This is a genomic window from Aquabacterium sp. (assembly GCF_016234775.1).
Taxonomy (GTDB): domain Bacteria; phylum Pseudomonadota; class Gammaproteobacteria; order Burkholderiales; family Burkholderiaceae_C; genus Aquabacterium.
In genome coordinates, this window is record NZ_JACRAH010000036.1 from 157,380 (window position 1) to 175,996 (window position 18,617).

The following is an 18,617-nucleotide window of genomic DNA, read 5'->3' on the forward strand; positions in this document are numbered from 1 at the left end:
CGCTCAAGCTCGCAGGAAGCCCAGGTCGTAGGTCGAGCTGTTGAACTGCCGCAGATTGGGTAGGATGGCCGTGCGGTCACCTGCGAAGCTGCCCAGAAGGGCGCTGTCTGAAACACCCATCCAGCGGCCTAGCGTGTAGGCATACTGGTCCACCGAGGTGGTGGGAATCAGCACACCGTTCTGGATTTGATCCGGGCTGCTGAAGACGCCACTGCCGTTGGCTGTGCTGTATTGCGGGAAGGTGCCGTACACCTCGGCGCCATTCACGGCCCCGCCCATGATGAAGTGGTGTCCGCCCCAGCCGTGGTCCGTGCCATCGCCATTGCTGGTGAAGGTGCGACCAAACTCGGACGCCGTGAAGGTGGTGACCTGGTTGCTCATGTCCCCGCCTGGCATGAAGCGCAGAACGCGGTCAAAGTAGGTCAGCGCATGGTTGATCTGGGCCATGCGTTCCGCGTGCTCCGCATTCTGGAAATTGTGGGTGTCGAACCCACCGATGTTCACCATGAAGAACTGGCGCGTCAGGCCCAGGTTGCCTCGGCGGTTGGTGTCGATCAGGCGTGCCACCATTTGCAGTTGTTGCGCCAAAGGATTGAATTTCAGTGCCCCTGTGACCGGGCTCACATATTTCAGCATGGCGTCTGCCGCACCGTCGGTCACGCCATTGGTGCTCCATGGCGTCACACCAAGCGGGGCCAGCGAGGGCCCAATCAAGTCATAGGCACTGATGGCGCGTTGAACCAGGCTTTGGTGATCGGCCACAAACATATTGCCCGGCGCGCTTAATGTGGCGCCTTGTCCATTGCCCTGGCCCATGATCCGACCGACGGCGCTCAACAGGCGTTGGCTGCCATAGATCTGGCCATTGGCGTTGCCCAGCGCCAGCACACTGGTGCTGCCGCTCTGGTAAGGCTGCAGGTTGCGGCCGGCCAGCCACACCGACGTCGAGGCCGGCGTCATGCATGTAAACGAGCGTTGAATCAATTGGGCGTCTGTGGCACTGCGCCCACTCCCGTTGCTCGACATCAGCAGGTCGCCCATCAGTCCCGCCCAACCAGCGCTTGCGCCTTCCGGTTTGAAGGACTGCCAGGTGGAACTCTGGTCATTGTGGGAAAACAGCTTGGCTGGCTTGGTGACCGCCGCGTTGCTCATGTCCGACTTGGTCGTGGGGCGCAGCAGCGGGCCGACATTGGCCAGCACGGCAAGCCGGCCGGCCTGGTGCAGGGCCTGGACTTGCGTGAGGGCCGGATGCAAGGCGAACTGGCGTCCGCTGTTGCTTGGCCTGCTGCCAGTGGCAATGGGGATCACACCCCCCAGGCGTTCGCGTACGCTGGATGCGCCGGGGACGCCGGCCACACCCAGGGCTGGCAAGCCGATGCCATCATTGGAATTTGTCGGGTTGCGCTGGCTGACATAGTGCCCCCATGAGGCGGTGTCTGTGGGCAGCACCGTGTTGAAGGCATCGTTGCCGCCATTCATGAACAAGCACACGATGGCACGGTAACCCGATGTGCCGCTGGATTGGGCTGCGGCCTGGGTGATGGCGCTCAAGTTGAGGCCCAAGGGCGCGGCCACGCCCATGGACGAGTACGTGGCGGCATGCCTCAGAAATTCGCGACGGCTGCTTTGACTCATGCCGAACCCTTACTGTTGAACCGTGAAATCAGGAGAAACCACCACCATCAAGATGGCCGCTTGTGTGCGCAGCTTGCGCTGCGCGACGGTGCCGCCGGGCATGGACTCGATGGCTGCAACCGCCTCATCTGAGATGGCTTTGGGCAGTTCATGACCAAGCAGCCTTTGCGAGATGGTGTTCACCAAGTTCGTGGGGTTGTTGGCAACGCTGTCCCAGCCGCTCACATCCAGCATGATGTCGAAGGTGAGGTGCTCACCGTTCCACATGCCCCATCCCCATTGGATGACTCGGCTCATCAAATTGGCGTAAGCCAGAACCGATGTTTCGCTGGTGATCTGCATTTCCGGGGCGACCTTGCCGGCTGCCGCAATCTGAGTCTGCGGGGGCGTGTAGCCAGGGCGGAAGAAGTTGAACACGGAAGGGGATCGCATCGGAGTCTGCCCCAGAGAGGTGCCGACATCGGATGAGTCATCCGCATCGTAGAACGGGTGCGCCGTTCCCTTGGCAACTTGTGCTTCATACATGTAGCTGCTGTGCGGCATGGCACGCAGCAAGTGGGTCAGCTTCAGGACCGGTTCGCGCAGCTTGCCGTATGTGTAGCGTTGCTCAGTAGCGTTGGGCAGCGAACGTGCTTCCTTGTGAAGCAGGATGGCTTTGACGACGGCGCGCAGATTGCCGTTATTGGCCCGGAACACGCGGGTGATGTCCGCCACGTAGTCGTTGCTTGGGTTGCTGGTCACCAGGCGCTGGATCAACTGCTTGCTGATGAAGGGCGCCGTGTTGCTGTGGGTGGCCAGCCGGTCGAGTGCCGCACGCAAGCTCGCGTTCGGATCCCCCTCGGATTGAGCTGAGACGGTTACGCCCAGGAATTGCTTCACAGAGGTCGAGTGGGCGCTTCCAAAGCCAGTCATCGAGGTGGTGTCTTGGCTGGCATCCCAGCAACCTGTCAGGCGCCAATAGCAGCGGCCCAACTCGACGTTCGCAAAGGAGTCGGGGCGATACCAACTGAAGCCCGTGAAGACCTTGGCCAGCCCTTTGATGTCATCGCTGGTATAAGTCTCGATGGGGTTGTCGCCGACCAACTTGGGGTTGCCGCTGTCGTCCAGTTCATACAGCCCAATCGAGAACAACTGCATGATCTCTCGGGCGAAGTTCTCGTCAGGCACGCGGCCGGTGGCCGGGTCCTCCTTGAGGTTGGCCAGGTGCGACAGGTACAGCCCCATGGCCGGGTGCAGTGTGACGGACTCCAGCAGATCACGAAAGTTGGCGTCAGCCTTGTTCGTGAGCATGTCCAGGTAGCTGGCAACGCGGCGACCGTGTTCGACACCATTGATCGACACGACAAAGATTTCTGACAAGGCAAACGCGATGCGTTGACGCAACTGGGCTGGATCGCGTACAGCATGGGTCCACCAACTGAGTACGACGTGGCCGCCCCCCGCATCACTTTGGTTCAATGCGGTCACTGCACCATCCACCAGTTCAAGATGCGTGCTTTGCAGTTGCATGTCGAACTGCTCATCGATCCATCGTTCGTAACCGATGCTCTTGAGCCGATCGGCATCCTCTGGCGTGGGGCCGAATGTGGCCTGCGTCAGGAAGCGGTATGCTGCCGCGTCGGTCAAGGGCATGAGCGCGGCACTTGACAGCATGTTGTTGCCATTTTGCATGTCAGCGCTCGTTGAACTCTCGCTGCCCTTGCCGCCACCGCAGGCGCTGAGCGCGCAGCTTATAGCGAGCAGTCCGATTCGACGGATCATGCCCATCTGCTGGCGCCTCAATCGGGCTCCGGGCATCGTGATCGAGGCTGAGGCGTCAGTACGGAAGAAGTCAAACATGGACACGAACAAAGTGATGACGTTGGGCCATCACCTGCATCCGTATCCTTAGTGCGCGACAAACGGTAGGCCTGACCTGATGGGCCGAATGTGCCATGTACACCATGCGACCATGTGATGCCAGATTGCCATGTTTGTAAGCAGTGGCAACGCGCATCACATGAAACGCGCACAAGCGTGAATCAGTTCACAGCAGGGGGGCCAAGGCGCGCTCAGCCTCTGTCGTGGACAGTCCCATGCGCAGCGCCCAATCTTCAAGCTGATCGCCACCGATCTTGCCCACGTTGAAGTAGTCCGCCTCAGGATGGGCCATGTAGAAGCCGCTCACCGAGGCTGCCGGCATCATGGCCAGGCTTTCTGTCAGGTGCATGTGGATGTCATGCGCGTCTAGAACCCGGAACATGTCCTTCTTGACAGTGTGATCCGGGCATGCGGGGTAGCCTGGCGCCGGGCGGATGCCGCGGTACAGTTCCTTGATCAGGGCCACGTTGTCGAGTTGCTCGCCACCGGCATAGCCCCAGAACTCCTTGCGCACCCGTTCATGCATGCGCTCGGCAAAGGCTTCGGCCAGGCGGTCGGCCAGGGCCTTGAGCATGATGGCGGAGTAGTCGTCCTCGCGGCCCAGGAACTCGGCTTCCTTCTTCTCGATGTTCAGGCCTGCCGTGACGGCGAACATGCCGATGTAGTCGGGCTTGGCTTCGCGAGGCGCGATGAAGTCGGCCAGCGAGCGATTGGGGCGTTTGACACCGTCCACCACAGGGCGTTCGGTCTGCATGCGCAGTGGGCACCAGGCCATCAGCACCTCGCTGCGGGACTCGTCACGGTAGATCTCGATGTGGTCGTCCTGCACGGTGTTGGCCGGGTACAGCCCGATCACGCCATTGGCCGTGAGCCAGCGGCCTTCCACGATCTTCTTGAGCATGGCCTGCGCATCGGCATACACCTTCTTGGCTTCCTCGCCCACGACTTCATCTTCCAGGATGGCAGGGAAGGGCCCGGCCAGATCCCAGGTCTGGAAGAAAGGACCCCAATCAATGTAAGCGGCCAGTTCACCCAGGTCGTAGTTGTGGAACACGCGACGGCCAATGAACTTGGGCACATCGGGCGTGTAGCTTGCGAAGTCGGCCTGGTGCTTGTTGGCGCGGGCCTCGGCCAGCGACACCATGGGCGTGGCCTTCTTGTTGGCGTGTTGCACACGCACGCGCTCGTAATCGGCATTCAACTCGGCGATGTAGGCGGCCTGGCGCTCGGGGCTCAGCAGCTCGGAGCACACACCCACCGCGCGCGAGGCATCGGGCACATAGACCACAGGGCCGCTGTAGTTGGGCGCAATCTTCACGGCGGTGTGCACGCGCGAGCAGGTGGCACCACCAATCAGCAGCGGGATCTTGCGCGAGCGGAAGTACTCGTCGCGCTCCATCTCGGCGGCCACGTACTGCATCTCTTCCAGGCTCGGTGTGATCAGGCCGGACAGGCCGATGATGTCCGCGCCCACTTCCTTGGCCTTGTCGAGGATGTCCTTGCAGGCGACCATCACGCCCATGTTGACGACTTCAAAGTTGTTGCACTGCAGGACCACGGTCACGATGTTCTTGCCGATGTCGTGCACGTCGCCCTTGACGGTGGCGATCACGATCTTGCCCTTGGCCTTGGCATCACCGCCGCCTTCGATCAGCAGCTTCTTTTCTTCTTCGATGTAGGGGAACAGATGGGCCACGGCCTGTTTCATGACGCGAGCGGATTTCACCACCTGCGGCAGGAACATCTTGCCGGCGCCAAACAGGTCACCCACGGTGTTCATGCCGGCCATCAGCGGGCCTTCGATCACGTGCAGCGGGCGGCCGCCACCGGCCTTGATCTGTTGATAGCACTCCTCGGTGTCCGCCGTGATGAAGTCGGTGATGCCGTGCACCAGCGCATGGCTCAGTCGGGCTTCCACGGTGGCCGGGTGTTCGGCGGTGCCGCGCCAGGCCAGCTTGGCCGAGTCATCCTTGGCCGAGCCCTTGACCTGCTCGGCAATGGCCAGCAGGCGCTCGGTGGGCGTCAGGCTGATGTCTTCGCCATCCTTGAACACCGGCTGGCGGTTCAGAACGATGTCTTCCACCAGCTCGCGCAGATGGCCGTCCAGATCGTCGTACACACCGACCATGCCGGCATTGACGATGCCCATGTCCATGCCCGCCTGGATGGCGTGGTACAGGAACACGGTGTGGATGGCTTCCCGCACGGGCTCGTTGCCGCGGAAGCTGAAGGACACGTTGGACACGCCGCCCGACACCTTGGCACCAGGCAGGTTCTGCTTGATCCAGCGCGTGGCGTTGATGAAGTCCACCGCGTAGTTGTCGTGTTCCTCGATGCCGGTGGCGATCGCGAAGATGTTCGGGTCGAAGACGATGTCTTCAGGCGGGAAGCCGACTTCATCGACCAGCACGCGGTAGGCACGTTCGCAAATTTCGACCTTGCGGGCGTAGGTGTCGGCCTGGCCTTGTTCATCAAAGGCCATGACAACGGCCGCGGCGCCATAGCGCTTGACCAGCGTGGCCTGGTGCTTGAAGTTGTCGACGCCCTCTTTCAGCGAGATCGAGTTGACGATGCCCTTGCCCTGGATGCACTTGAGGCCCGCCTCGATCACGTCCCACTTGGACGAGTCGATCATGATGGGCACGCGCGCGATTTCCGGCTCGCCGGCGATCAGGTTGAGGAAGCGCACCATGGCGGCCTTGCTGTCGAGCATGGCCTCGTCCATGTTGATGTCGATGATCTGGGCACCGTTCTCGACCTGTTGGCGCGCCACGGACAGCGCGTCTTCAAATCGCCCCTCCAGGATCATGCGGGCAAATGCCTTGGAGCCCGTCACGTTGGTGCGTTCGCCCACGTTCACGAACAGCGTGCCCTGGCCAATGTGAACCGGCTCCAGGCCTGACAGGCGCATGGGCAACACGGTGGGGTTGGCGGGCGGGGTGCCGGCGTTGGCGGCGAAGGTGGGGCGGGCGGACTCGGTCATGGCCGGCATTTTACGAGGCCCCAGAGGCATAACGTGCCCCGACATGCCCTAAATACGTCGCCCAGAAAGTGGAAAGGGCGCGGTGCTTGTGGCACCGTGCCCCGAGGCGCTGTCGATCTACCCGATCAGGTAGCGTCCAGCGATTGCCTTAAACCTTGCAGCCTGATGTCAGGCCTTCAGCATATTGTAGAGCTCGTCCTTGAGCGTCACGCGTTGCTGCTTCTTTTGTTCCAGTTCGATGCTGGAGCCATGCTCCACGCCGGTTTCGAGTCGAACAATGGCTTTGTCCAGATCTTCGTACTCACGTTCCAGCTTGGCGAAATGCGTGTTCGATGTCTTCAGCGAGTGGATCTTGTCCTTGTACTCGGGGAAGTCCTTGGCCAGCGGGTGGTGATCTTGAATCATTCGTGTGTCCTCTCGTTCTCAATCCGTCTGCGTTTATCGCGACGACCTCATCTTGGGGTTAGCACGAGGTTCGAGCCTTGCGGTAGATCAAGCCTTGTGCCCGGGCGTGAGGAAGACGCCATCGATGTCGAAAGTGCTGCTGTGGCCAACCTGCGCCTTGTGCGCCGCCAGCCACTCGTGCGCTGCGCGGTGCCCCAGGTGATGCAGCTCCTGCAGGAAGGCCCAGTCCGTGTTGAACTTGCTGGAGGCGTTGTAGGGCAGCATGCCCTGGTCGTCGGCCACCATGTGCATGTGGATGTTCTTGTAGCGACCCAGCTCCAGCTTCTCTTCCTTCAGCAACTTCTTGACGAAGGAGATGGCCCGCATCTCGCCGATCAGGCTGGCGTTGAAAGTGATCTCGCTGAGCCTGTCGATGATGTCGATGCTGCGCGTGGGGTTGTCGTCGCGCCTCAACGGGGTCAGGCGCACCAGCATGATGTCGCTGAGATCGGTGTTGTAGATCAGCGGATAGAGGGCTGGGTTACCCGTGTAGCCTCCGTCCCAATAAGGCTCCCCATCGATCTCGACGGCCTGGAACACGAAGGGCAGGCAGGCGGATGCCATCAAGGCATCCAGTGACAGCTCTTCGGCCGTGAACACGCGCGCCTGGCCGGTGCGCACCGAGGTGGCTGTGACAAACAGCGGCACGCCGCAATGCTGGCAGCCCGTGTGCAGTGCATTCACATCCACGTGGCGGTTCAGCACATCCTTCAGCGGGTTGAGGTTGAGCGGGTTGAACTCGTAGGGGCTGAACGAGCGCATGAACAGGTTCAGCCACTGATAGGCAGGGAACTGATCGAAATTGAACTGGTTCTTGATCAGCCCGTTGGACTGGATGGTCAGCGGTGAAAACAGGGGGCCGTGCTGGCTGACATCGCGCCAGAAATCGTGCAGCGCCTTCTGGGCGTGTTTGCGGGCCTTGGCCTCGTCGCCATGCTCGAAGCCCTTCACATAGCCGGACAGCAGGACCGCGCCGTTGAGCGCACCCGCACTGGTGCCCGACAGGCCGGCGAAATCCAGGCCATCGTCATCCAGCAGGCGGTCCAGCACGCCCCATGTGAAGGCGCCGTGTGAGCCGCCGCCCTGCAGGGCCAGGTTGACGCGCGGGCGGCCGTTTGCTCTGGGCGCTGCCTTGAGGCTGGCAGTCTTGCCGGGACTCGGTTTGGCCTTTTTGGCAGCCTTGCTGGCCAGGGCGCTGCTGGATTTGACGCCCACTTTGGCAGAGGTCTTTCGGGCCGGCCGCGCGGGGGGTTTGCTGGCGCTGGCCGAAGGCGCTTTTTTTCTGCTGGCGGGATGCGAACTTGTCATCGTTACAGTCTAGTCGCAATTGCTGCGCTGCAGCAAAAGACTGTGCTTGCCCGTTCAGCACCCCCCTTAGGCGGGATCAAAAATTTTCGCAAAGGTACTGTACAAACATCCAGGCTTTGCCATAATGGCGCTCAAATTCAACAACCCGAACCCACGGAAACATACGGAGTCACGCACATGGAAGTCACCAACAAGTCAGCCCTCAGCGTAGAAAAAGCCAAGGCCTTGCAGGTCGCACTGGCCCAGATCGAAAAGCAATTCGGCAAGGGCTCCATCATGCGTCTGGGCGAAGGCGAAGTGGCCGAAGACATCCAGGTCGTGTCCACCGGTTCGCTGGGCCTGGACATCGCCCTGGGCGTGGGTGGCCTGCCCCGTGGCCGCGTGGTTGAAATCTACGGTCCTGAATCCTCCGGCAAGACCACGCTGACACTGCAGGTCATCTCCGAGATGCAAAAGCAAGGTGGTGTGTGCGCCTTCATCGATGCCGAGCACGCCCTGGATGCCCAGTACGCCCAGAAGCTGGGTGTGAACCTGCAAGATCTGCTGATCTCCCAGCCTGATACCGGTGAGCAGGCGCTCGAAATCGTGGACGCCCTGGTGCGCTCGGGCTCGGTCGATCTGATCGTGGTGGACTCGGTCGCTGCGCTGACACCCAAGGCCGAACTGGAAGGCGAAATGGGCGACTCGCTGCCCGGTCTGCAAGCTCGTCTGATGAGCCAGGCCCTGCGCAAGCTGACGGCCACCATCAAGAAGACCAACTGCATGGTCATCTTCATCAACCAGATCCGCATGAAGATCGGCGTGATGTTCGGCAGCCCTGAAACCACTACCGGTGGCAATGCCTTGAAGTTCTACGCCTCCGTGCGCCTGGACATCCGCCGCATTGGCTCGATCAAGAAGGGCGATGAAATCATCGGCAACGAGACCAAGGTCAAGGTGGTCAAGAACAAGGTTTCGCCGCCCTTCAAGACCGCTGAATTCGACATCCTCTACGGTGAGGGCATCAGCCGCGAAGGCGAAATCATCGATCTGGGCGTTGTTGCCAAGATCGTCGACAAGTCCGGTGCCTGGTACGCCTACAACGGTGAAAAGATCGGTCAGGGCAAGGACAACGCCCGCGAATTCCTGCGCGAAAACCCCGAACTGGCCCACGAGATCGAAAACAAGATCCGTGAATCGCTGGACATCGCCCTGCTGCCGGCCGCTGTAGCCGATGCTGGCGAATAACAAGGCACCCAGGAGGCCGGGTATGCCTGGCCTGTCGCTCAAAGGCCGGGCACTCAAGTACCTGGCTGCCCGAGAGCATTCTCGGGTCGAGCTGCGGCGCAAACTGGCGCCGCACGCCGAGTCACCTGAGCAGATCGAGCAGGCGCTGGACGACCTGGAAGGCCGGGGCTTGCTGTCAGCCCAGCGGTTTGCGGACTCCATGCTTCACCGCAAGGCTGCCAAATTTGGCGCCGCGCGCCTGCAAGCCGAGCTGGCGCAACATCAGCTGCCGCCCGACATCGCCCGCGAGGCCACCCAGGCCCTGCGCGAAACCGAGTTCGAACGCGCTCACGCCCTGTGGGTGCGTCGCTACGGTGAAATCCCTGAGACACCCGAAGACAAGGCCCGGCAGATGCGCTTTCTCGCAGGGCGAGGGTTTTCTGGTGACGTCATCCGCCGCGTCGTTCGTGGCGAAGGTTTCACACATTCCTGATCTTCCCGCCGGTCTTGTCATCAAGCCTTTTTGTGTTCAAGGCCTGCGGTGCTATGCTGGTTGCTGCACTGCACACAAGTCATCCTTGTGTGTGGGCGCTTCCCGTCAAAACCCGATCGGTTCTGGCGGTTATTGTCATGTTCGGTCAGAACGCAAAACCTTCCTGCGAGTTCCCCCATGAAGATTCATGAGTACCAAGGCAAAGAGATCCTGAGCCGATTCGGTGTGCCAGTCCCACGAGGAATCCCGGCATTTTCTGTTGACGAAGCGGTTGCTGCCGCGCAGAAACTGGGTGGCCCCGTCTGGGTCGTCAAGGCCCAGATTCATGCGGGTGGTCGCGGCAAGGGCGGTGGCGTGAAAGTCGCCAAGTCCATCGAGGACGTCAAGCGTCTGGCAGGCGAGATCCTGGGCATGCAGCTCAAGACCCACCAGACCGGCCCTGAGGGCCAGAAGGTCAACCGTCTCTATATTGAAGACGGCGCCGACATTCAAAAGGAATACTACGTGTCCGTGGTCACCGACCGCGGCACCCAGAAAGTCGCCTTCATCGCATCGAGCGAAGGCGGCATGGACATCGAAGAAGTCGCCCACAGCACACCTGAGAAGATCATCAAGGTCTTCGTCGATCCGCTGGCTGGCCTGACAGATGCCCAAGCCAAGGAAATCGCCGACGGCATCGGCATGCCGGCTGATTCGACTGCACAGGCCACCGACATCTTCAAGAAGCTCTACCAGTGCTACATGGAGACCGACGCCTCCCTGGTCGAGATCAACCCCCTGAACCGCGACAGCAAGGGCAATGTCATCGCCCTGGACGCCAAGTTCAACTTCGACGCCAACGCGCTGTTCCGCCACCCCGAAATCGTGGCCTACCGCGATCTGGACGAAGAAGATCCTGCTGAAATCGAAGCCTCCAAGTTCGATCTGGCCTACATCCAGCTCGACGGCAACATCGGTTGCCTGGTGAACGGCGCAGGCCTGGCCATGGCCACCATGGACACCATCAAGCTGTTCGGCGGCGAGCCCGCCAACTTCCTGGACGTGGGCGGTGGCGCCACGGCCGAGAAGGTCACCGAAGCGTTCAAGATCATGCTGAAGAACCCGGATGTCAAGGGCATCCTGGTGAACATTTTCGGCGGCATCATGAAGTGCGACACCATCGCCGATGGCGTCATCACCGCCTGCAAGGCCGTGAACCTGAACGTGCCTCTGGTGGTCCGCATGAAGGGCACCAACGAAGACCTGGGAAAGAAGATGCTGGCCGTCTCCGGCCTGCCCATCATAGCCGCAGACTCCATGGCCGAAGCAGCGACCAAGATCGTTGCCGCGGTTGCATGACCACCCCCGTTGCGCCTGCGGCGCTCCCCCTCAAGGGGGCGTCGCCAACGGCCAGGCAAAGCCGGTTCCGTGGCGCCCGCTGGGATCAACATCTTCGAGCTAGGTACGCATCATGAGCATTTTCATCAATAAAGACACCAAGGTCATCACCCAAGGCATCACGGGCAAGACCGGTCAGTTCCATACCCTCGGTTGCCAGGCTTACGCCAACGGCAAGAACGCTTTCGTGGCGGGCGTGAACCCCAAGAAGGCTGGCGAGAAGTTCTCCGACATCCCCATCTTCGCCTCCGTCAAGGATGCGGCTAAGGAAACCGGCGCCACCGTGTCGGTGATCTATGTGCCGCCCGCTGGCGCGGCTGATGCCATCTGGGAGGCCGTCGAGGCCGATCTGGATCTGGTCATCGCCATCACCGAAGGCATCCCTGTGCGCGACATGCTGATGGTGCGCAACAAGATGAAGGCCAAGGAAGCGGCCGGCGGCAAGAAGACCTTGCTGCTGGGCCCCAACTGCCCTGGCCTGATCACGCCGGAAGAAATCAAGATCGGCATCATGCCCGGCCACATCCACCGCAAGGGCCGCATTGGTGTGGTGTCCCGCTCGGGCACGCTGACGTATGAAGCCGTGGCGCAACTGACCGAACTGGGCCTGGGGCAATCCAGCGCCGTGGGTATCGGTGGTGACCCGATCAACGGCCTCAAGCACATCGATGTGATGCGCGCTTTCAACGACGATCCGGACACGGATGCCGTCATCATGATCGGCGAAATCGGTGGCCCGGATGAAGCTGAGGCAGCTCAGTGGTGCAAGGCCAATATGAAGAAGCCCATTGTTGGCTTCATCGCAGGCGTCACCGCGCCTCCGGGCAAACGCATGGGCCACGCCGGTGCGCTGATCTCCGGTGGCGCCGATACGGCCGATGCCAAGCTCGCCATCATGGAAGAGTGCGGCTTCAAGGTCACGCGCAACCCTTCGGAAATGGGCCGCATCCTGAAGTCGCTCATCTGACAATCTTGCAGAGTATGTGCATTCCTGGGTGACGCGTCCGGGAATGCTGGTCAATCAGCCCCTACACTCAGGGGCTGATTCTTTTTTGAAGCGACATGGAAGCACTGATGCACCCGGAGTTCTGGCTCGCCGTAGGCCAGATCGTGATGATCGACATCCTCCTCGGCGGGGACAACGCCGTGGTGATCGCCCTGGCGTGCCGCAATTTGCCGCCCGAATTGCGCACCAAAGGCATCATCTGGGGCACGGCGGGCGCCATCGCCCTGCGTGTGGTGTTGATCTTCTTTGCCATGTCCTTGCTCAAGCTGCCCTACTTGAAGCTGATCGGGGCCTTGCTGCTGCTGTGGATCGGCATCAAGCTGCTGGTGCCTGAAGACGACGACCATGGCAACCTGCAAGCCAGCGATCGCTTGATGGGTGCCATCAAGACCATCATCGTGGCCGATTTTGTGATGAGCGTGGACAACGTCATCGGCATCGCCGGTGCGGCACAAGGTGCGGGTCACGAAGGGCATCAGATGCCGCTGGTGATCTTTGGCCTGCTGGTCAGCATCCCGATCATCGTGTGGGGTAGCACCGTCGTGCTCAAGCTGATGGACCGCTTCCCGCTCATCATCACCGGTGGCGGCATGTTGCTGGGCTGGATTGCCGGTACTTTGGCTGTGGCTGATCCCGTTGTGGCGCCGCATTTGCCCTCAGCCGATTCCATTCGCTACTTTGCCGGCGCGTTAGGTGCCTTGCTGGTGCTGACGGTCGGCAGTGTGTTGGCCAGAAGGGCTGCGGCCGAGGCGGAGGCCTGAGCGCATGCATGTCACCGCGTTGACCCTCATCATTGCCTTGCTGGTCGTGACCGGTGTGGGCCTGGTGCTGTGGTTGGTGCGGCAGCGCAGGCAGGTGCCGCTGGCCAAAAATGGCTTTGTGCACACGCGGCCCATTTTTGCGGACACGGACCCTGTCACCGGGGCCCAGCCCGGCCGAGCCGGGGCTGGGCGCCACGAGGCTGGCGAGCTGGACGATGAGGCCGGCCCCGAGACCGTCCTGTCTTATCTGGACATGCCGCGGAACTCGACCTTCCATTCGCAGTTCTCCAACAGCATGCCTTCGCTGTTCCCGGAGGATTTCGCGTCCAGCACCATGCCTCAAGCGTTGATGAACGTGTCGCCGCAGACATCGGGCGAGCAGGTGGGCGTGGAGCGCATTCAGCGCGCCTTGCAGGCTCTGGGTGACGGGCCGGTCGATCAGGCCTGGCAGACCATGCAGGGCTTCTATCCAGAGGCCGGTAACCGCCACGCCACGCTGGAAACCTTGGAGCGCATTGCCACGGCCTTCGAGAGTGATGCTCGCTATGACTGCGCGCGAGACGTCTACGAACACATCGCCGACATCGATCCGCATTGGCATCAGGTCAAGCTGCGCCTGATGCGCGCACGCGGTCTGGCCCAGGTGGCCACCGCCAACACCTGGGGCACCTTGCCCGCTCGCCCCATGCCTGAGGTCGCGCAGGCCCACATGGGCAAGTTTCTGGTGGAAAAGCAGATCGGCAAAGGCGCGATGGGCGCGGTTTATCTGGGTTACGACCCTGCCACCGATCGCAAGGTGGCGCTCAAGACCATGGCCCTGGCGCAGGAGTTCAGCGGCGCAGAACTGGCTGATGCACGCAATCGCTTTCTGCGTGAGGCTGAAATGGCAGGGCGCCTGCAGCACCCGGACATCGTCAGCATTCTCGATGCGGGCGAGCAAGACGGTGTGGCCTACATCGCCATGGAGCTGATCGAAGGCACCGACCTGAGCCAGTACACCCAGCCCGACAAATTGCTACCGCTCGCGCAGATCCTGCCCATCATGGCCCGTGTGGCCGATGCTTTGGCTTACGCCCACACGCGTGGCGTGACCCACCGCGACATCAAGCCCGCCAACATCATGGTGGAGGTCGCCACTGGTGTGGTCAAAGTGATGGATTTCGGTGTGGCGCGTGTGGCGGATGCGACCAGAACCCGCACTGGCGTCGTGCTGGGTACGCCGACGTTCATGTCCCCCGAGCAGTTGTCTGGCCAGACCATCGACGGGCGCAGCGATCTGTATTCCCTGGGTGTCAGCCTGTTCCAGGTGTTGACCGGGCAGTTGCCATATCGCAACGATTCCATGGCGGCCCTGATGCGCGCCATTGGTCGTGAAACCGCCCCCAATGTGTGCACCATCCGGCCGGATCTGCCCCCTGCCTTGGGCGACATCGTGGCCCTGGCCCTGGAAAAACACCCCGGCACGCGTTATGCCTCTGGCCAGCAGATGGCCGAAGATTTGCGTGCGGTAGCGCATTCACTCCAGAAAGTGGACGTGGATCTCGCCTGAAATCCCTGATCTGACTCCCATGAAAACGCAGCGACAATCCCGCCATGGACTTTGAGTTCTTTAGTCATACCGACACTGGGCGGGTGCGAACCAATAATGAAGACTCCATCGCCCTGGATGAGAGTTGCGGCGTGGCTGTGCTCGCCGATGGCATGGGCGGCTACGCTGCGGGCGAAGTCGCGTCTGGCATGGCCTGCGATTTCATCCGTAGCGAATTGGGGCGCTGGTTGCACGAGGCGTCTTCGAACGCCAGCGACGGCGACGTCAAGCGCGCCATGGATATCTGCGTGGACAACGCCAACCGTGCGATTTTCGGGGCGGCCAATTCCAATCCGACCTATGCCGGCATGGGTACCACCCTGGTTCTGGCGGTTTTTCGGTCAGGTCGCCTGTTAATGGGACATATTGGGGATTCGCGCGGATACCGTTTGCGCGACGGCATGCTGCAGCAGATCACGAAAGACCATTCGTTACTGCAAGAACAGATCGATGCTGGCATCCTCACGCCTGAGCAGGCTCAGTACGCCGCCAACAAGAACCTGGTGACCCGGGCCTTGGGGGTGGAGGATCTGGTCCTGATGGAAACGCATCTGCACGACATCCAATCTGGTGATATCTACCTGATGTGCTCCGATGGCCTCTCAGATATGCTGCGAGATCAGCAGATCGCCGATGTCATGTCGGCCCACACCAGCTTGCCCGACATGGGCGAGGCCCTGGTGGCGGCGGCCAACGAGGCTGGCGGTCGGGATAATATTGCCGTGGTGCTGGTGCGTGCACAGGGAGTGGCCGATCCGGCGCCGAGGTCCTGGTGGCCCTTCAAGCGCTGAGCGGTTTCAATTAAACGCCAATTAGAGATCAATACCCGAGAGGTTCCGAATGGGAAAACTGGTCGTCTCGCTAGACGGGGTCGTCATCAAGGAAGTCCAAATCACCAAGGACAAAACCTCGCTTGGGCGCCGTCCATATAACGATATCGTGATCGACAACCTGGCGGTCAGCGGCGAACACGCCGTGATGCAATTGGTTGGCAACGATGTTTTCATTGAAGACCTCAACAGCACCAACGGCACCTATATCAACGGCAAGGCCGTCAAGAAGCAGCTGCTGCAGCACAACGACACGGTCGAGATCGGCAAGTACAAGATCAAGTTCCTGGTCGAAGAAGGCTCCGACTACGAAAAGACCATGATCATGCGCCCGGGCACGCCCTTGGCCACCGCCATGTCGTCGGCACAAGGTGCCGGTGGCAGTGGCTTGTCCACGCCGGCCCAGGCCTTTGGCAGCACCATGGGTGCGGCCACGCTGGGCTCCGGCTTTGGCGGGCTGAGCCCACAGTCGCCTGCCTCCATCAAGGTGCTCAACGGTGCGGCAGCGGGCCGTGAAGTGGCGCTGACCAAGGTGGTCACCACCGTAGGCAAGCCCGGCGTGCAGGTGGCCTCCATCACCAAGCGTCCTGGCGGCTATGTGTTTGCCCACGTGGAAGGCGGCGCTCGCCCGACCGTCAACGGTGACGTGGTCGCCGGCGACCCTGTGCATCTCAAGAACGGCGACGTCATCGAGTTGGCCGGTACACAGATGCAATTTGTGCAGGCCTGATCCAGTGGGCGGCCAGCAAGGAGCCCATTCATGATCCGCGTATTGGGTTGTTCCGGATCGATTGCCGCGCGTTGCCACACCACGGCCTTTTTGCTCGATGACGACATCCTGCTGGATGCGGGCAGTGGTGTGGGCGAGTTGCGCCTGGATGAACTGGCGCGCATCGACCACATCCTGCTGAGCCACAGCCACCTCGACCACATCCTCAGCATTCCCCTGCTGGCGGACAGCGTGATGAAGCTGCGCGCGGGCCCCAACGGCAGCATGGCTGACTTGAAGCCCATCCATGTGCACGCCTTGCCGGCCACGATCGACGCCATGCGCAAGCACATCTTCAACGGTGTGATCTGGCCAGACTTCACCCGCCTGCCCAGTGCGCACAATCCGATCCTCGTGCTGCATGAAATCGACATCGGGCAGGTGCTGACCTTCCCGGCGCGTGGTGGCCTGGCCGATCGGCGCGTTCACGTGCTGCCCGCCGCGCACACCGTGCCAGGCGTGGGCTTTGGCGTGGAAACACCGCAGGGCTGGTGGGTTTTCTCGGGCGACACGGGCCCCAATCCGGACTTGTGGAAAGCCTTGAATGGTCAGCGCATTGCGCAACTGATCATCGAGACCGCTTTCGGCAACGAAGAGGCGCACCTGGCACACATCAGTGGGCATTTGTCGCCGCAAAGTCTGGCCAAGGAATTGGCTCAGCTCGATGGTGAGGTCAGTGTGTTCATCACCCATCCCAAGCCGGGTGAGGTGCCCTCGGTGCTGGCGCAGATCCGCGCGTTGGATACGCAGCACCGCATTGAGCCGCTGCGTGAAGGGCAGCGGTTCAATGTGCCGGTTGAGGACTGATCTTCGGTTCGCCTTCTAGCGTTTGCCGTAGCCCATCCCATCGGCCCAGACTGGGCTTAGTTTGGCGAGCAAGGATGCCGGGATGCGTGCATCGTGAGTAGCCTTGGCAAGCGTTTCGCTCATGGCTTGAGCGATGTGTCCAAGAATGACTTCCGGGCGGCCGACGCCGCATACCTGACGCCCAAAGTGGATCAGTTCCTCTTTTGTTGGGTAGGTTTTCGTGTGATGCTTGCCGCTGAATAGTTTGAGCGCCATGGTGCGGTCTTCCAACTCTGGCCCACCGTTGTAGCGCGTGTATTTGTAGATTGCGGTGGTGACCACATCAAACATGGGGGCCAGGCGCATGTCGTCTGCGCTGGTGTAGAGCACGCCGAAGTTCTTGAGGTGCCCGTCACCATTGCGAACCATCACGCTGAAAGCCACCTGCGCGAAGAAGCGGTGCAGGCTCTCCGCTGGCAGCCTCAGGTATTGCAGTAGTTGAGCGACACGTTCGTAGCTGCCTTGGTATTTGCGATCTGACAGCACGTCACGCACACGCAAACCCAGCAGGGAAGCAACGTCCTCAAAGCCGAGGCGATCGACGCCGTCGCCATCCGGGTGGGCGATCAGATCGAAGCGATCCACGATCAGCATCTGGCCATCGTGAGACAGGTCGAATGTGGGGGTGTCGATGCCGGCTCGCTGGGCGGCGCTCAGGCAAAGAAACTCGTTGGCTGCCAAGTCCGGATAGGCGTCGCTGGCGGCCTTGACGATCAGCGAGGGGATGGGCACGGTGGGCCGATCCGGCACCATGATTTTGGGCTGCATCCCGGCAATGCCGGCGCCCGTGCTCAGGTAGGCGCGTACCAGTTCATCGAACACGGCGGGCGAATAGCGTGTGGACAGCAGTGTTTGTCGATCAATGGTCGCGGCTCTTGGGGCTGGATCCGTATCGGGCATGGCGAAGCCCAGGCGGCCAATGGCATTGGCGCCGACCAGGGCGAGCAAGTGCATGGGCGTCAAGGGCTGCTTGGGAAACATGGCCCGCAGGCGCATGAAGAGATCGCCTTCCGGTAGGTTCTGGTCCATGACGGCAAACAGATCGCCATCCTGCCAGGTGGGGCTGCTGGATGCGGGCATCAGCAAGGCGACCGAGGCCTGATCCGGTGCGGGCGAGTTGTAGCGATACTCATAAACAGAGTGCTTCAGCAACTGGCCCGCTGCCACGCCATTGATGGCCACATTCAGTTGCCGGATCTTGTCAGGCAGCATCGTCGTCCTCATCGGCGGCGAAGCGGGCTTGAACCTCTTGCAGCGTAGGCAGGCCGGCCGATTCCAGCCTCAGAACGAGCCCCATAGCGTTCAACACGGCCATCAGCGAGGACACCGAGGCTTCGTCGCCGCGCTCCAGCCGGTAAACCACATCGCGCGCTTTGCCGGCGCGCTGCGCCACGGCCGTGACGGACAGCTTTGCGGCCTTCCGGCGTTGCTGCAGGGCGGTGCCGAGGTCTTTCGGTAGGCGAATTTTGTCGTCCATGGTTGGCAATTTATGCATAAGTCATTAATTTGTC

General features: G+C 61.3%; 16 protein-coding genes. 9 read left to right on the forward strand and 7 right to left on the reverse strand.

From position 1 onward, the window contains the following. Positions 1-3 precede the first annotated feature (3 nt). From HY836_RS10840 to HY836_RS10860, 5 genes are all read right to left on the reverse strand, one after another. Complete coding sequence (locus tag HY836_RS10840) at positions 4-1,635, reverse strand: DUF1501 domain-containing protein (RefSeq protein WP_290676162.1); 1,632 nt, start codon at positions 1,633-1,635, stop codon at positions 4-6. Positions 1,636-1,644: 9 nt separating this feature from the next. Continuing rightward, positions 1,645-3,306: a DUF1800 domain-containing protein gene (locus HY836_RS10845; RefSeq protein ID WP_290676163.1), complete on the reverse strand. Its 1,662-nt coding sequence runs from the start codon at positions 3,304-3,306 to the stop codon at positions 1,645-1,647. A 355-nt stretch (positions 3,307-3,661) separates the two neighbouring features. Next, the gene (gene metH, locus HY836_RS10850) at positions 3,662-6,406 is read right to left on the reverse strand and encodes a methionine synthase (RefSeq protein ID WP_290676235.1); all 2,745 of its coding nucleotides are present in this window, start codon (positions 6,404-6,406) and stop codon (positions 3,662-3,664) included. A 240-nt stretch (positions 6,407-6,646) separates the two neighbouring features. Beyond that, complete coding sequence (locus HY836_RS10855) at positions 6,647-6,883, reverse strand: DUF465 domain-containing protein (protein ID WP_290676164.1); 237 nt, start codon at positions 6,881-6,883, stop codon at positions 6,647-6,649. 87 nt (positions 6,884-6,970) lie between these two features. Then, on the reverse strand, positions 6,971-8,230 hold the full coding sequence (locus HY836_RS10860) for a patatin-like phospholipase family protein (protein WP_290676165.1): 1,260 nt from the start codon (positions 8,228-8,230) through the stop codon (positions 6,971-6,973). A 177-nt stretch (positions 8,231-8,407) separates the two neighbouring features. On the opposite strand from HY836_RS10860, the gene recA reads away from it, so the two are divergent. The 9 genes from recA to HY836_RS10905 all read left to right on the forward strand — a co-directional run bounded on the left by recA (position 8,408) and on the right by HY836_RS10905 (position 17,067). After that, a complete protein-coding gene (gene recA / locus HY836_RS10865; protein ID WP_290676166.1) occupies positions 8,408-9,457 on the forward strand; it encodes a recombinase RecA in 1,050 nt (349 codons plus the stop codon). A 22-nt stretch (positions 9,458-9,479) separates the two neighbouring features. Beyond that, the gene (recX, locus tag HY836_RS10870; RefSeq protein ID WP_290676167.1) at positions 9,480-9,929 is read left to right on the forward strand and encodes a recombination regulator RecX; all 450 of its coding nucleotides are present in this window, start codon (positions 9,480-9,482) and stop codon (positions 9,927-9,929) included. Between the two features lie 177 nt (positions 9,930-10,106). After that, positions 10,107-11,267 carry an ADP-forming succinate--CoA ligase subunit beta gene (sucC, locus tag HY836_RS10875; protein WP_290676168.1) on the forward strand — a complete coding sequence of 387 codons (1,161 nt, stop codon included), beginning with the start codon at positions 10,107-10,109 and terminating at the stop codon, positions 11,265-11,267. Between the two features lie 112 nt (positions 11,268-11,379). Next, on the forward strand, positions 11,380-12,273 hold the full coding sequence (sucD, locus tag HY836_RS10880; RefSeq protein ID WP_290676169.1) for a succinate--CoA ligase subunit alpha: 894 nt from the start codon (positions 11,380-11,382) through the stop codon (positions 12,271-12,273). Positions 12,274-12,368: 95 nt separating this feature from the next. Continuing rightward, positions 12,369-13,073, forward strand: a complete 705-nt coding sequence (locus tag HY836_RS10885) for a TerC family protein (protein ID WP_290676170.1) — start codon at positions 12,369-12,371, stop codon at positions 13,071-13,073. 4 nt (positions 13,074-13,077) lie between these two features. Then, positions 13,078-14,622: a serine/threonine-protein kinase gene (locus tag HY836_RS10890; protein WP_290676171.1), complete on the forward strand. Its 1,545-nt coding sequence runs from the start codon at positions 13,078-13,080 to the stop codon at positions 14,620-14,622. A 44-nt stretch (positions 14,623-14,666) separates the two neighbouring features. Further along, positions 14,667-15,452 (forward strand): Stp1/IreP family PP2C-type Ser/Thr phosphatase, encoded by a 786-nt coding sequence (locus HY836_RS10895; protein WP_290676172.1) that lies wholly within the window; start codon positions 14,667-14,669, stop codon positions 15,450-15,452. A 49-nt stretch (positions 15,453-15,501) separates the two neighbouring features. Further along, a complete protein-coding gene (locus tag HY836_RS10900; RefSeq protein WP_290676173.1) occupies positions 15,502-16,221 on the forward strand; it encodes an FHA domain-containing protein in 720 nt (239 codons plus the stop codon). Positions 16,222-16,251: 30 nt separating this feature from the next. Next, entirely contained in the window at positions 16,252-17,067 is an 816-nt protein-coding gene (locus tag HY836_RS10905) for a 3',5'-cyclic-nucleotide phosphodiesterase (protein ID WP_290676174.1), read from the forward strand. Between the two features lie 15 nt (positions 17,068-17,082). Here the strand turns inward: HY836_RS10905 and HY836_RS10910 are convergent, their stop codons facing one another. After that, positions 17,083-18,318, reverse strand: coding sequence for a type II toxin-antitoxin system HipA family toxin (locus HY836_RS10910; RefSeq protein WP_290676175.1), 1,236 nt, complete (start codon positions 18,316-18,318; stop codon positions 17,083-17,085). Continuing rightward, on the reverse strand, positions 18,308-18,583 hold the full coding sequence (locus HY836_RS10915; protein WP_290676176.1) for a helix-turn-helix transcriptional regulator: 276 nt from the start codon (positions 18,581-18,583) through the stop codon (positions 18,308-18,310). Before HY836_RS10915 ends, HY836_RS10910 begins: the two co-directional genes overlap by 11 nt. Positions 18,584-18,617: the final 34 nt, after the last annotated feature.